This is a genomic window from Paenibacillus alba (assembly GCF_013204855.1).
Taxonomy (GTDB): domain Bacteria; phylum Bacillota; class Bacilli; order Paenibacillales; family NBRC-103111; genus Paenibacillus_E; species Paenibacillus_E alba.
Genome location: NZ_JABMKZ010000007.1, coordinates 264,781 through 278,187 on the forward strand (window position 1 = coordinate 264,781; position 13,407 = coordinate 278,187).

Here is a 13,407-nt window from a genome sequence, read left to right on the forward strand (position 1 = left end):
AGGATCTATGTTAAACGAACTGCTTATTTTAACAAAGGTGTGATCAAGTCTTCCGCTTTCTTCAGAACGGCTGTTACAGGCGCTTGTGTGTATAAATAATCTAAGGCGGTTCTCATATTCGAGTCTATGTTTTGCCAATTTTCAAACGCTGGCAGCGTCTGTGCTTTAGCCATTTGATCGATGACGGCTATCTTCATGCTTTCCGCAGATGGACCTTGTTTCAAGAAACCATCGGATTCCAGCACACTTTTCCGGCTAGGCACAAAATATTGTGAAGTAATGTTCATGTTCTCTGGATTCGTTATAAATTTAAGAAATGCGATCGACTCCTCTGGAAATTGCGTATCCTTCATGATCGCTACAGATCCATATCCAAGTGTCGTTCCAGCCCCGCGAGGTCCAGCCGGCAGTGGCGCGATGTCCCATTCAAAATCCTTTACCGCTTTGGCTTTCCCCATATAGCTGAACAGTTCTTTTTGCATCGCAATTTTGCCTGAATCAAATGTTGTTTGGTCTCCTGGCTTCGGATGCACCTTATCTTTAAAAATCAGATCTGAGAAAAATTGCAGGGACTGTTCCCCTTCTTTGGAATTGAGCGCAAATTTCTTGCCATCCTTACTAACTAACTCTGCACCGTAAGAATTAAAAATCGTCTGTATCGTATCCGGCCAGTTGACCCAGCCGCTGCGAACTAAATTCGTGCCATAAATACCTTTTGATGAATCTGTCAGCGCTTTGGCTGCTTTGAGATATTCCTCGTAGTTCCATTTACCTTGCGTGTATAACTCAGATGGTGTAGCTAACCCCTTCTCTTTGAACAAGGTTTTGTTGTAATAAATCATGGAAGGAGGCGTAGAGAACGGAATCCCGTAATTTTTACCGTCCTTCGTCAAAAGCTCCAAAGAGGATGGAAAGAAATCATCAAATTTATATTCGGCGTCTTTTTTCACGGATGAAATATCCAGCAATCCATTCATGGTGAGGAATTGCGGAATCATCCGCTCTGCTAGCCATACCAAGTCAGGTGCCGTTCTTGAAGCTTGCATGATCGTTAGCTTTTGTTGATAATCGGCGAATGGAATCGTCATAATTTCAACATTAATATTGGGATTCTTTTCATGGAATTTGACAATCATGTCATCATACATTTTTTTATGACTATCGTTGCCCCAAATGCTGAATTTAAGCGTAACGTTCTTCTTTTCTGGTGTTTTCGTCGCTCCTGAAGCTGCTTCAGCTGTTGGTTTGACACTTTCTTGCGTTGTCGTTTTTGTACTGCTGCAGCCTGCAATAAGAACAATTGCGATGAAAAAACTAAACAGTCTAATCATGTTCTTTTTCATGTTGATCCCCCTCTGTATGGTTTGTTAATGCCTGTTTTGAAGCGTTTTCATATTTTGATTATATAAAAAAAATAACACTAGGATAATGACCTAATGTTCAGAAAAGGTTCGAATTGTATTGATTAATGGGAATGATCCCGGTATTCGGTAGGTGTAGATCCAACCGTCTGCTTAAACACAGACATAAAATACTTGGCATTTGGATATCCAACAAGTCTCGAAATATCTTGAATTTTAAGCTGCGTATGCTTGATCAAATTCTTGGCTTTCTCTATCCGGCATTGTGTTACGTAATCTGATAGATTTTCGCCTGTTTCTGTTTTGAAAAGCACAGACAAATAACGATGATTCAGATTTACTTGCTCCGCCAAATATTGCAGGGAAATGTCTTGTTCCAGCCGCAGCGCAATAATCTCCTTGATTCTTCGGATAATTTGGCGTTCCTCCACGATAGGATTGTCCACTATTCCTTGTTCAGCAAGGGGCAGGGTATGTACATCTTTATGATCAGAAACAGGACTCAGTCCGTTTATTTTTTTGGCTATCTTTTGAATCACCTGGGTTAGTTCGACTCGATCAACGGGCTTTAACAAGTAATCCGTTACTTCATAACGGAGCGCTTCTCTGGCGAACCCGAAATCACTATAGCCGCTAATAATAACAACAGGCATTAAGGGACTCTGCTCTTTGAGCCGTTTCATCAATTCAATACCGTTCATATCCTTCATCCGGATATCTGTAATGACTGCATCGACTGTGTTGGTTTTCAGCCATTCCAATGCTTCCAGCCCATTCGATGCCTCCCCCGTTACTTTGCAGCCGCCTATCACATCCTCCAGCAGCTTTCGAAATCTGGAGCGAAGGTTCATTTCATCCTCAACAAGCAGAATTTGAATCATCATCTAGTTCTCCTCTTCGTAGATTAATGGCATGCGCAGCCAAAATGTCGTCCCTTTTGCAGTCGTTTTATCGATAAAAAGACCATAACCTTCTCCATACAGCACATATAAACGCCTATGAACGTTGCGCAGCGCAAATTCTTTCTTTCTCTCAACAAATCGCTGTTTATTCGTTACATTTTGCTCCGCATACATATGCTTTTCAACGTATTCTTTACGCTCGGCACTCATGCCCATGCCATCATCTTCAATAACAATGATTAAATCCTTCTGTTCCAGTCTGGTTGTTATGTGTACAGTTACCGTTTCTTCCGTAAGCGCATGTTCAATTACATTTTCCACTAACGGCTGCAAAATCAGCTTCGGTATCAGTAAATAATCATGCCCAATTTCAATATAAAACTCCGTCTTAAGCTTGATTCCTAAGCGAGATGATTGAATTTCAAGATAGGCCTCTACAAAGGAAATTTCATCACGCAGATGGACATACTTTTGCTCTTTGTCAACCGTGTACCGCAGCAGACGACCTAAGTTGACCACAACATTCGACACTTCGTATTGATAGGACTGTAAAGCAAGGGTATTTATGGATTCCAGCGTATTATAGATGAAATGCGGATTAATTTGACTCTGCAATGCATAGAATTCAGCTTCCCGCTCTCGCAATTTACTCTCATAAACCTCCTTCACCAGTCTTTCAATTTCCATAACCATGTCATTAAAGCCTTCTGTCAGCTGACCGATTTCATCATGAGTCGTGACAACAGCTCTCTCTCGAAAGTCTCCTTTTTTAACCTTTTTCATCTTGACTTGAAGGTGTCTGATTGGCTTAATTAAGCCGCTGGAAGCGATGCCGGCAATAAAGTATGCAACCAGAATGGAAACTAGCGAAATTAAGAAAGTAGAGCGAATTAATTCCCGGGCGCCCGCTTTCATATCATCCTGCGGAATAAGTCCAGTTACAAACATCCCCGTGTAATCGGATTGTTTCGTAGCCGTAATAAACGTTCCGCCTTCAAACGATATCGTATTTCCTGTTGAGGTTAGTTCAACTTGTCCATGAAGGGGGTACAGTTGACGTCCATGACGATCCGTGACATAGATGCGACTATTTCGACTGAAGCTCGCTGAAGCAAGTATTTTTTGAAAGCTCATCTCAGAGAGATCGATTGTAACAATGCCGAGATGCTCATTTGTCGAACCGGCCCTGATGACCCGAGCAATAGACACAACTTCCCTATTTTGCTCTATATAATAGCTAGCTTTGTGCGGCGGAATAATGATGAGACCACCATCCGCATCAATGACGTCTTTGATCCACGGATTATCTGCAGGCTGCCAGGTCCGAGCTATCGTTTCCTGTAAATTGCTGAAAATGATCCCATCGTTTGTGAATATCGTAATGCTCTGCAGTTCACTTCGATCAATCGCAAGAGACGAGATCATCAGGTTCATTTTTGCTGCTTCATCCGATTTGACAAAACTGCCTTTACGGTCTGAGGATACGTGAGTTCTCAAAATATCAATAACATTATTGTCATAGTAAGGAGCTAGGGTCAATCTGTCCATGTCCTTCATATAGCGATCTAAATTAATTGTGATTTGATCAATAATTTGCTTAGTGTAAGCGATTGCATCATTCTCCACATTGCGGGAATACTGCTTGTACGTGATCCACCCGCTAAAGAAAAAAGGAATGGTTATCAGCAAGAAAAAAAGAATAATAAATTTCATTCGAAGCGATAAAAACCATTTTCTCGAACTCATAGTCAGAACCTCATCCCGGCGCATCCTCGTCTTTACAAGATACTATAGCACAAAAAGCCAATCCATATAAACAATCTGAGCCAAGATGAACCCCTGTCCAGCATTAACTGCCTTAATTAAAGGAAGCAAATTATACAGCTTATTCAATTAAAAAACTAAAAAAAGGCTATCCTTCAGCCGCTTCTTCATCGGCTGGAAAGATAACCCCTGATGTTACTTCACAATAATGAGCACCTTTGTGCCATCTTCATACTTTTCCAGCTGATTCGCAATCCATGATCCTGCACCACGATTGTCCGAAGGCGTTACATACTGGATATCTGCGCCTTTGCCGCCTTCCGCACACATGGCCATAGGGAATTCGTCTCTGTCGTAACCTTTCTTGGTCGGGACACCCTTGAGAGATTCCTTTCTGTTTGCTTCAGCACCTTTGCGATTAATTGTGCAAATTTGGGATTCACCATGTTCTTCCGCTGCCTTGATGTGTGCCGCAGTCTCCGGAAATCGTTCTGAAGGGACAACGAGTGTAACTTGGGTTGATGTGTTCTGGGAAAGTGTTGATTGGTAGACGTAAAAACCTGCAATTACAAGTACTGCAACGATAAATAGATTGATAGTTTTCTTTTTCATTTTATGTACCTTGAATAATCGTATAATTCCACTGCATTCAAAGCCTTTTCATGCCTCCTTTACTGCAATCGTGTTTTTATTTTAATCGTTCTTTCATAGATTTGCACGTTTCTATCCCCGTTTACAAGAAACCATCGGAACTCTAGCAACTCTTTGATTTTGTGCAATCGAAACGGAACTAGAGGACGCTAATCCCCTCATTTTCGCTCAAAAGGGGACTCCAGGGAACATATAGCGTACCACAGTTCCGCTACAGGAAGATTTTAGCCCTTTCCGCGGGAAATAGCGGATCATAGTTCCGTTTCATTTTACTGCCGCCTCTATTACTCCCCCTCATATCCACTCAAAGGCTCCGCAATCCGCAGCGTATACTCCGCATGAAATTGTTCCCGCGCAGCAGCATGGACATAATCATCCACATAATGCATCAGCATCATTTTCGCTTGAATCGCATCCGGCAGCGTTAACAGCTCTTCCAGCGAAGTATGCGAAGGAAGCTGGTCATTCTGCAGATGGCACTCGTAATAAATGGTTTGCACCTCATCCGCTATGCTGAGAATATAGCTTTCGTCAAATCTCGTATCACCGCTAAAATAGAAATAAGGCTTGCACAGCAGGCCATAGCTGAGCATGTCCGGCACATGCAGAGTTTGAACAAGCTCGAAGCGTATGCCGGCAATTTCGAATTCATGATCGACACAGATGATGTCAAAATAGTCCTCAAACTCGCGCTTGCCGCGTGTTGTCAGCTCCAAACCGTGGCGCAAACATTGCCACAGATCCGCTTTTAACCCTGTAGGGACATACAGCTTCGGCTTCGTTTGGCCTGGGTACACTTTGTGAAACAGCGCAAGCTTCTGCAAGCCATTGATATGATCCTCATGCAAGTGGGTAATGAAAAGGTTCTCGATCTGATTAAGCTGCATGCCCAGTTGATGTAAGCCAAGATGATTGGATTCCGGGAAATCAATACATAAATTGGTCCCGGCAAAAGTCAGAAGCGCACTGTTGTGCCCTTGCTCCAAGCTAAATCCATCACCACAACCCAGAAATGTTACCTTCACAAAAACGCCTCCAATTTTCTTATGTGAATCTTTGCACATTTGTACTATGATTTGTTGAAGAGAGTAAATTGCTGCCATTATAGGAGGACACCATGAACAAATCACAAAAGGCACAGCCCAAGATTCACCTGCGATCATCCCTTTTCATCCTCATGATATCGTTAATTATTGTACTACTAACCGATAGCGTATTCTACTATTACACGAAACGAATGCTGACTTCTGAGCTCGAAACCAAGCTGCAGCTGATTGCGGATAATGTCGCTATCTCTATCAAACATTCCAGGTCTGGTGAAAAATATGTCGAGAATCTAATTGGCCAAAATCTGCGCACGGCTGCGATTGCCGCACAATATCGTCTCGATCCCGATATCGAGAAAGTAACGAATGAAGAACTTGCCGAGATCAGCAAGGATTTGATGATTGATCATATCACACTTATGAAACGCAGTGGCGATGATATCATCGGCTATAAATCTACAGAGCCCAAGGAAATTAATATGAGCACCAAAACGTGGAGCAGAGATTGGTTCAAAGCGTTTAATCAATTGCTTGATACGACAGAGACGAATGTCAAAAGCGGACAAGCCTTGCCCCACTATTGGTCAGGGCCAATAAACACGTCAATGTCGGATCCCCAATACGTTGACAAATGGGGTTACTATTATGACGGGCGAACGAATTACATCCTGGACCCTTATGTCCATGATACATTTTTCCAAAGCTATCAGCGAGAAACCGGCGTCAATGCCGTTATTGATGAAATGATTCATGGTTACACTGACCATGGCGCCAAAGAAATTGCCGTGTTTAATCCTCCTACTTTCTTAAAGCAGCAGGAGCAGTTCAAGAAGGAAGGCTATACGTGGTTCTCAGATCGGGAGATTTTGTTCGGGACTTACACGATGAAAGACAGCCGGGATCAAGAGATGGTGCAGGAAGTCATGAAATCCAAGCACATGCAACAAATGTTTACGGAGCTCAATGGTAGAACGTATTTGAAAATGTTCATTCCACTCCAATTTGATTCTCCGGTTGTTGTGGGTCTGACAGCGGACTACGAGCAAGTTCAAAGCTCTATTCACCAGCAGCAATTCAGACTGCTTTTACTGATCGGGACAACGGGTTTCTTTGCTTTCCTCTTCGTCATATTGAGCATTCGGTTCATGAACAAGCGGCGCGAAGCAACGGCCGAGAGCGTTCAAGAAGTGTACGTCGACCACATTGGCGCACTGTTCCGTTCGATGAAAGAACAGCGGCACGATTTTAACAATCATGTCGCCACGATTCATTCACTCGTTCATTTGAAAGAGTATGGAGAATTAGATCGGTATACCTCCGAAATCATTGGGGAAACAACGGCCTTAAATGATATTATCCAAATCAATGTGCCCGCTTTGTCCGCTATCGTACAATCGAAAGTGATTCAAGCCGTCGAACGCAAAATCACCTTCATCCATGAGGTGGCAAATCTCAAAAAAGTTCATCTTGGTGCTGTGAAAGCGACAGATATGGTTCGAATGATCAGTAATCTCATTGACAATGCCTTCGATGCCGTTGCTGCTTCCCATAAGGATACAGAGCGGATTGTGCGTCTCATTGGCTATTCGCAAGGCAGCTCGCTGACGTTTCAAGTTATTAACAATGGAGATCCGATTCCGGATGATCGCTTGGAGCATCTATTTGAGCCAGGCTTCTCTACGAAAAAAGATTCCGGGCAGCACGCTGGCTTAGGCTTAAGCATCATTCAGAAGCTCGTTAATAAATATGGCGGCAGCATTCACGTTAATAGCACGCCCACTGAGACCTGCTTCACCATTTCCATTCCCTTATAGTCCAAATAAACGAACGTTAATGAATTGACAACATATAATGTTCGTATTATGATAGTCAAGGCACTAAGAAACTGCCACCTATATGAATATCGTTCGTATATCCTTGAGAATTGGCTTAAGGGTCTCTAGAGGGAGCCATAACTTCCTAGCTACGACGGGTACTTGCTTTCGCATACCTGTGTGGCTGGGTTTTTTTGTGTCCAAATTTATGTGTTCCAGAGGAGATCGCCATGAAAGCTTATGATTTTATCGTCGTTGGTGCAGGACCTGCCGGTATTTTTGCTTGTTATGAGATGACGCTGCTTCACCCTCACGCTAAGATATTAATCGTTGACAAGGGCCATGATATTTATCATCGCAGTTGTCCGATCCTGGAAAGCAAAATTAAACTATGTCCTCCTCCTGCAGGCAAAAAGGACTTCTCCGGCTGCCTACCCGCTTGTTCAATTACGGCTGGTTTTGGCGGTGCCGGCGCCTATAGTGACGGTAAATTTAACATTACGACAGAATTCGGCGGCTGGATGACCGACTACCTGGCGCCAAGCAAAGTTATCGACCTGATCCGCTACGTAGACGCTATTAATCTCCAGCATGGTGCAACCGACAATATAACAGACCCTACAACAGAGGCCGTAAGAGATATTGAACAGCGTTCTTATGCGGCTGGACTGAAGCTGCTTCGCGCTCAAGTTAGGCATTTGGGAACCGAACAGAATCTAATGATTCTTAAATCTATTTATGAATATTTGAAAACACGCATCGATATGCAGTTCAAAACTGAAGTTGACGACATTATCACCCTCAAACGAGAAGACAAACAGCTTATTCAAGGCATTCGCCTGAAAGACGGCACAGAGCTTCACAGTGATCATGTCATGCTGGCCCCAGGCCGAGACGGTTCAGCTTGGTTGACACAAGTGCTCAAAAAGCGCCGATTGAAAATGTACAACAATCAAGTCGATGTTGGAGTCCGTGTCGAAACCTCAGATGTCGTCATGCAGGAAATTAATGAACACCTCTATGAAGGTAAATTTATTTATAATACGTCCGTGGGAACGCGCGTGCGGACATTTTGCAGCAACCCATCGGGTCATGTGGTCGTTGAGAATCACAGTGGTGTCATGGCTGCCAATGGGCACTCTTTCAAAGATCCTGCACTAGGCTCGAACAACACGAACTTCGCGCTGCTTGGTTCTCATAAGTTCACCGAACCCTTCGATAAACCGAATGAGTATGCACGTGAAATATGCAAGCATGCGAATGATTTATCCGGCGGCGGTGTCATCGTTCAGTAATTCGGTGATATCATGCGTGGCCGCCGATCTACGGCAGATCGAATCCGCGAAGGCTTCCTTGAGCCTACACTGTCCGAAGCCGTTCCAGGCGATCTTGGGCTTGTGCTTCCCTACAACACAATGAAAAGCCTGATTGAAATGATCCATGCGCTGGAGAAAGTCACACCGGGTATCGCCGCAGAACATACGCTTTTCTATGGTGTGGAAGCGAAATTCTATTCGGCTCGTCCTAAGCTGACAGAAAGCTTCGAGACCGAAATTAAAGGACTATTTTGCGGTGGCGATGGTGCTGGAATTACACGAGGTCTAGCTCAAGCTGGAGCAGCTGGTGTGTGGGTTGCTCGCCACGTATTTGATCGTATAAATAGCTGACAGACAAATATTTCCGGGGAAATAAGAGGTTTTTCACCAAAAATTTCAAAAAAATGAACAGATCTGTCTTATCCGAGACAGGTCTATTTATGATTTTTACCACCTGAAAAAAGTCTTTTAATCTTCAATTAAATATGATAAAATGAAACCGTTATCAAATGTAAGCGTTATCATTTTTAAAGGGGGATTTTAAAATGAATGTAGCGCTCGAAACTAGAAACAGTTATGAAGATTTTGTTCTTGAAAAAGATATTATGTACTTCCGCGTAGGCGAGCATGGACTTGTTTCTTTTCATGGCAAAAACTATCATATCAAAAAGCGGATGTCCACCGATCAAATTCATGAAATTACATCAAATAGCTCGTTTTTCAAGGTGAATACGGACTGCTATGTGAACACTAGAAAAATCATTCAGATTCAAGACGGCAAAGTATTTTTCGAAGTGAAAGGCTCAGAATCCAAATTCGCCTCGATCACAAAGCTTCGTCAGCACCGTTTGAAAGAAATCATGCAGCAGCACAAACAAGAAACAGCTGCACCTGATGCCATGAAATAAAGCTTGCTGCGCTGCATGGTTGGGTCCTGCAAGCTGCACAGAGAAAGGAGCCTGCGAATGAATCGCGGGCTCCTTTTTGGTTATTAAAGCTATGAAATTTTGGAAAGTGTCTCTTGTTGATGTTCGCGGATAAGAAAGCGGATGTACTCGACTGTTGTTTCTTTCACCTTTTTGGCTTCTTCCAAAGTCGCGAAGCTGTACTCAGCATGATCTGTGCTTTCGTACTTCTTCAGCTCTTCATAATTCATTCCAAGTGTGGAGAAATTATTAACCAGTTCGTAGGAAGTCTTATGATCCACATTTTTCACGAAAATATCCTTGGAAAAGAACGAGCCTTGTTTCTCCACTTTAAAAATGACTCGAAACGGCTTGTCTTTATCTGATACAAAGCACTTGATCACAACGTCGATTTCCATCGTTTTATAATCCACAGCGTTCATAGGTTCCTGCTTTGGTGTGTGCATCCATCTCTTCAAAAAGCCCAACACAAGATAACCTCCTTCATAAACGATATGAATATATCTCATATTGTAGCGGATACATACCCCATTTGACAATCCATATTTTGGTTATATGACTTCTATTGCCTTTTTAACGGCCGTCTTCCTATACTTCCATATGATAATTAAGCACAAAATACCCGTTAGAACTCCACATCCGACGAATGCTCCATTAGCTCCATAGCGATCTGCCACATAGCCGGCAAACAAGCTTCCGATCGGTGTTGAGCCAGCAAATACGAGCGAATAGACGCTCATAACACGCGCACGGTACTCCTCTTTGGCATGCATTTGAAGCGAAGAATTGCTGTTCGTTGCAAACATAATGTTGAAGAAGCCGGTTAGTGCAAGCAGCGCGCCGCAAGCCCATACGGAAGTGCTTAGTCCATTCAGAACGAGACAAAGAGCCACAACTAAGCTTGCAATAATGCTCAGCTTAATCCTTGGTCCTTGCTTACTGCGGAAAGACATCGTGAGTGCTCCGGCAAATGAACCGATACCCAGACAAGACATCAGCGTCCCATAGGTGGTTTCCCCCAGGTGCAGAACATTTTTCGTAAAAACAGGAATGAGGACGTTAAAGTTGAATGCCAGCGTGCCAATCACGGCTACAAGCAGCACGGTCTGGGCCAGCAGCGGGTCTCTGGCAATATAGACGATGCCATCTTTAATTTCCTTCATGATGCCATCATTTGAGGTTTTCTTCCGCACGTAAGGCGCAGCTTGAATATGAAACAAGCCATAGAGTACAGCCAAAAAGCTAACTCCGTTGAGCAGAAAACACCAGCCCGCTCCAAGCAAAGCCATCATGACCGCGCCGATCGAAGGACCTACAATTCTAGCCATATTGAAAGTCGTCGAATTCAGCGCAATGGCGTTCATCAGGTCTTCTTTTCCTACGATTTCTATATTAAAAGCCTGCCTTGTCGGCATATCCAGCGTATTATTCAAACCTAGCAATAACGCCAGCACTAGGATATAGCTGTATTTCACAGAATCTGTAAGCACCAGAATAGCTAATGTAAATGCAAGAATCATCGCAACCGTTTGCGTCACAAGAAGAATCTTCTTCTTCGGAAATTTATCTACAACGATACCTGCAAATAAGGAAAACAGAAGGATCGGAAGAAACTGGCATGCTGCAACAATTCCAAGCTTTAACGGCGAGCCTGTGAGCGTAAGAACAAGCCAGGACTGCCCGATATTTTGCATCCAGGTCCCAATCAGTGACACGCACTGTCCCAGCCAAAGGTAGCGATAATTGCGATGAGTCAACGCATGGAAATGGCGATCAATAAACTGTGAACCTGCGAGTTTCATATTCATGGCTCCACTGGCTCCTCTGCGAAACGGGCTGCATTATTGCCCATTTTCTCCAAAATGACTAAAGCCAACGTTTTCTCTTCTTCCGATAAGCCAAACGTCAGGCGCTCTCGCCAATCCGTCAGTACCTTGCGAACGTCTTCCTTAATGAAATGGGCTTTCTCCGTTAGATGAACCTCGTTGCATCTTTTATCTTTTTCACTGACTGTGCGCGTTATATAGCCCTGCTCTTCTAGTTTCTTTAACGCTTTCGCCGTGGTCCCTTTGTCAATTTTTAAATAATCTGCCAGCTCTTCCTGCGTTAGACCATCTTCCTTGTACAGGGCATTCAAAAAAATATGCTGTCCTCGGCCAATCTCATATTCCTTCAGATGCTCACCGATATACATCTGCCCATACCGATAGAGCAGTGAAATCCACCGCGGAATAGAATTTCGTGTATCTATCATCATCTTCCTCCTGTCTTTTGGATAACATCCAGCTTCCGAATCGTTGCACTTGCCACTAAATTATCATACGTGGAATTGGTTGCACTTGCAACCGATAATTGATAAATATGGGCGATCGCCAAATGATAAAGGCAAGAAAAGAGGTTTAGCACCACAATAACTTGTGGAGCTAAACCTCTTGGCTGGCGAGACGGCCTTTTTCGCTCGCTCGCAACAAACCAAAAAGACCGATCACCCCAGCAGCACTAGCTGCCGGAGCCATCGGTCTAGGCTCTTCAGATCTTAAAGGAACTTGATGCAAACCGGCAGCGGCACCGCCGCGGTTTGTCCGGTTTCACGCAGCATACCGGTTTCCGCGTCAATCGCGAACACGGTAATGCTGTTCGAGTTCTGATTCGCCGCGAGAAGATAATCCCCCTGCGGCGACAAGGCGAAGTTCCGCGGCGTCTGCCCAAGCGTCGCCTGCCAGCCCACGACCGACAGCGTTCCGCCCAGTCGGTCCACGGCATAAACCGCGATACTATCGTGTCCGCGGTTTGAGGCATAAAGGAAGCGGCCATCTCCGGAGAGATGGATGTCCGCGCACGTGCTCTCGCCGGCGAAGCCATCCGGCAGCGTCGAGATGCTTTGCAGCGCGGTCAGTGTTCCCGCGTCTGCATCAAAGCCCAGCACCGTCACCGTGCTGTCCAGCTCATTGATCGCGTACACGTACCGGCTGTCCGCGCTGTAGACCAGATGCCGCGGGCCGGCGCCCGGCTTCATCGCCGCTTCGCCATGCGGCAGCAGCAAGCTGCGCTCCGCGTCAAGCTGGCTAACGATCAGCCGATCAAGGCCAAGATCGGCTGAGATCACATACCGGTTGTTCGGAGCCGGAACAATCGAATGGGCATGCGGTGCCTCTTGGCGATCCGCTTGCGGTCCAAGACCGCCCTCATGCTTCACCACTTGCGTATGTACACCCAGCGCGCCCCCCGCTTCAATTGGATATACGGCCACATTGCCGCTTGAGTAATTAGCCACCAGAACCGTACGGTTCGTTTGGTCCAAGCTAATGTAGCAAGGAGCTGCTCCGTCCGTTGGCTGCTGATTGATTTTGGTCAATTGGCCTGTTCCCGCTTCAATGGCATACGCCGCGGCTGATCCGCCGAAACTGCCATTATACGTTTCCGTTTCACTCACAGCATACAACACAGTGCGAGCCTCGTTCAGAGCTAAGAAGGAAGCATTAGGAAGATCATGATACGACGCTGCCAATGTCAGTTCTCCCTGTTCAGGATGAAACGCATACAAGCGAATTCCTTCTTGATTTTGCTCATCAGTATAAGAACCCACGTAACATAATATTTGCTTTGATTCAAAAGCCGCCATTCACA

General features: G+C 44.6%; 11 protein-coding genes, 1 pseudogene and 1 riboswitch. Of the genes and pseudogenes, 3 read left to right on the forward strand and 9 right to left on the reverse strand.

The features are described from left to right. Positions 1 to 23: 23 nt before the first annotated feature. From HQN90_RS12860 to HQN90_RS12880, 5 genes are all read right to left on the reverse strand, one after another. Positions 24 to 1,343, reverse strand: coding sequence for an ABC transporter substrate-binding protein (locus HQN90_RS12860; RefSeq protein ID WP_173218750.1), 1,320 nt, complete (start codon positions 1,341 to 1,343; stop codon positions 24 to 26). Between the two features lie 122 nt (positions 1,344 to 1,465). After that, positions 1,466 to 2,245, reverse strand: a complete 780-nt coding sequence (locus tag HQN90_RS12865; protein ID WP_246362256.1) for a response regulator transcription factor — start codon at positions 2,243 to 2,245, stop codon at positions 1,466 to 1,468. Then, positions 2,246 to 4,009, reverse strand: a complete 1,764-nt coding sequence (locus HQN90_RS12870; RefSeq protein WP_173218752.1) for a sensor histidine kinase — start codon at positions 4,007 to 4,009, stop codon at positions 2,246 to 2,248. A 213-nt stretch (positions 4,010 to 4,222) separates the two neighbouring features. Further along, complete coding sequence (locus HQN90_RS12875; RefSeq protein WP_173218754.1) at positions 4,223 to 4,639, reverse strand: NucA/NucB deoxyribonuclease domain-containing protein; 417 nt, start codon at positions 4,637 to 4,639, stop codon at positions 4,223 to 4,225. Between the two features lie 323 nt (positions 4,640 to 4,962). Beyond that, entirely contained in the window at positions 4,963 to 5,703 is a 741-nt protein-coding gene (locus tag HQN90_RS12880; RefSeq protein ID WP_173218756.1) for an MBL fold metallo-hydrolase, read from the reverse strand. A 92-nt stretch (positions 5,704 to 5,795) separates the two neighbouring features. Between HQN90_RS12880 and HQN90_RS12885 the strand changes: the two genes are divergently transcribed. From HQN90_RS12885 to HQN90_RS12895, 3 genes and pseudogenes are all read left to right on the forward strand, one after another. Further along, positions 5,796 to 7,538 (forward strand): sensor histidine kinase, encoded by a 1,743-nt coding sequence (locus HQN90_RS12885; protein ID WP_173218758.1) that lies wholly within the window; start codon positions 5,796 to 5,798, stop codon positions 7,536 to 7,538. 73 nt (positions 7,539 to 7,611) lie between these two features. Further along, positions 7,612 to 7,710, forward strand: a riboswitch (purine riboswitch). A 58-nt stretch (positions 7,711 to 7,768) separates the two neighbouring features. Then, positions 7,769 to 9,205 (forward strand): annotated as a pseudogene (locus tag HQN90_RS12890) (NAD(P)/FAD-dependent oxidoreductase). A gap of 194 nt (positions 9,206 to 9,399) precedes the next feature. Then, positions 9,400 to 9,762: a LytTR family transcriptional regulator DNA-binding domain-containing protein gene (locus HQN90_RS12895; protein ID WP_173218760.1), complete on the forward strand. Its 363-nt coding sequence runs from the start codon at positions 9,400 to 9,402 to the stop codon at positions 9,760 to 9,762. Positions 9,763 to 9,851: 89 nt separating this feature from the next. On the opposite strand, the gene HQN90_RS12900 is transcribed toward HQN90_RS12895, so the two are convergent. The 4 genes from HQN90_RS12900 to HQN90_RS12915 form a co-directional block, all read right to left on the reverse strand. Then, positions 9,852 to 10,250: a hypothetical protein gene (locus HQN90_RS12900; RefSeq protein WP_173218762.1), complete on the reverse strand. Its 399-nt coding sequence runs from the start codon at positions 10,248 to 10,250 to the stop codon at positions 9,852 to 9,854. Between the two features lie 81 nt (positions 10,251 to 10,331). Next, a complete protein-coding gene (locus tag HQN90_RS12905; RefSeq protein ID WP_173218764.1) occupies positions 10,332 to 11,588 on the reverse strand; it encodes an MFS transporter in 1,257 nt (418 codons plus the stop codon). Next, positions 11,585 to 12,037, reverse strand: a complete 453-nt coding sequence (locus HQN90_RS12910) for a MarR family winged helix-turn-helix transcriptional regulator (protein WP_173218766.1) — start codon at positions 12,035 to 12,037, stop codon at positions 11,585 to 11,587. The genes HQN90_RS12905 and HQN90_RS12910 overlap by 4 nt, the downstream gene beginning before the upstream one ends. 279 nt (positions 12,038 to 12,316) lie before the next feature. Then, the gene (locus tag HQN90_RS12915) at positions 12,317 to 13,402 is read right to left on the reverse strand and encodes a lactonase family protein (RefSeq protein ID WP_173218769.1); all 1,086 of its coding nucleotides are present in this window, start codon (positions 13,400 to 13,402) and stop codon (positions 12,317 to 12,319) included. Positions 13,403 to 13,407: the final 5 nt, after the last annotated feature.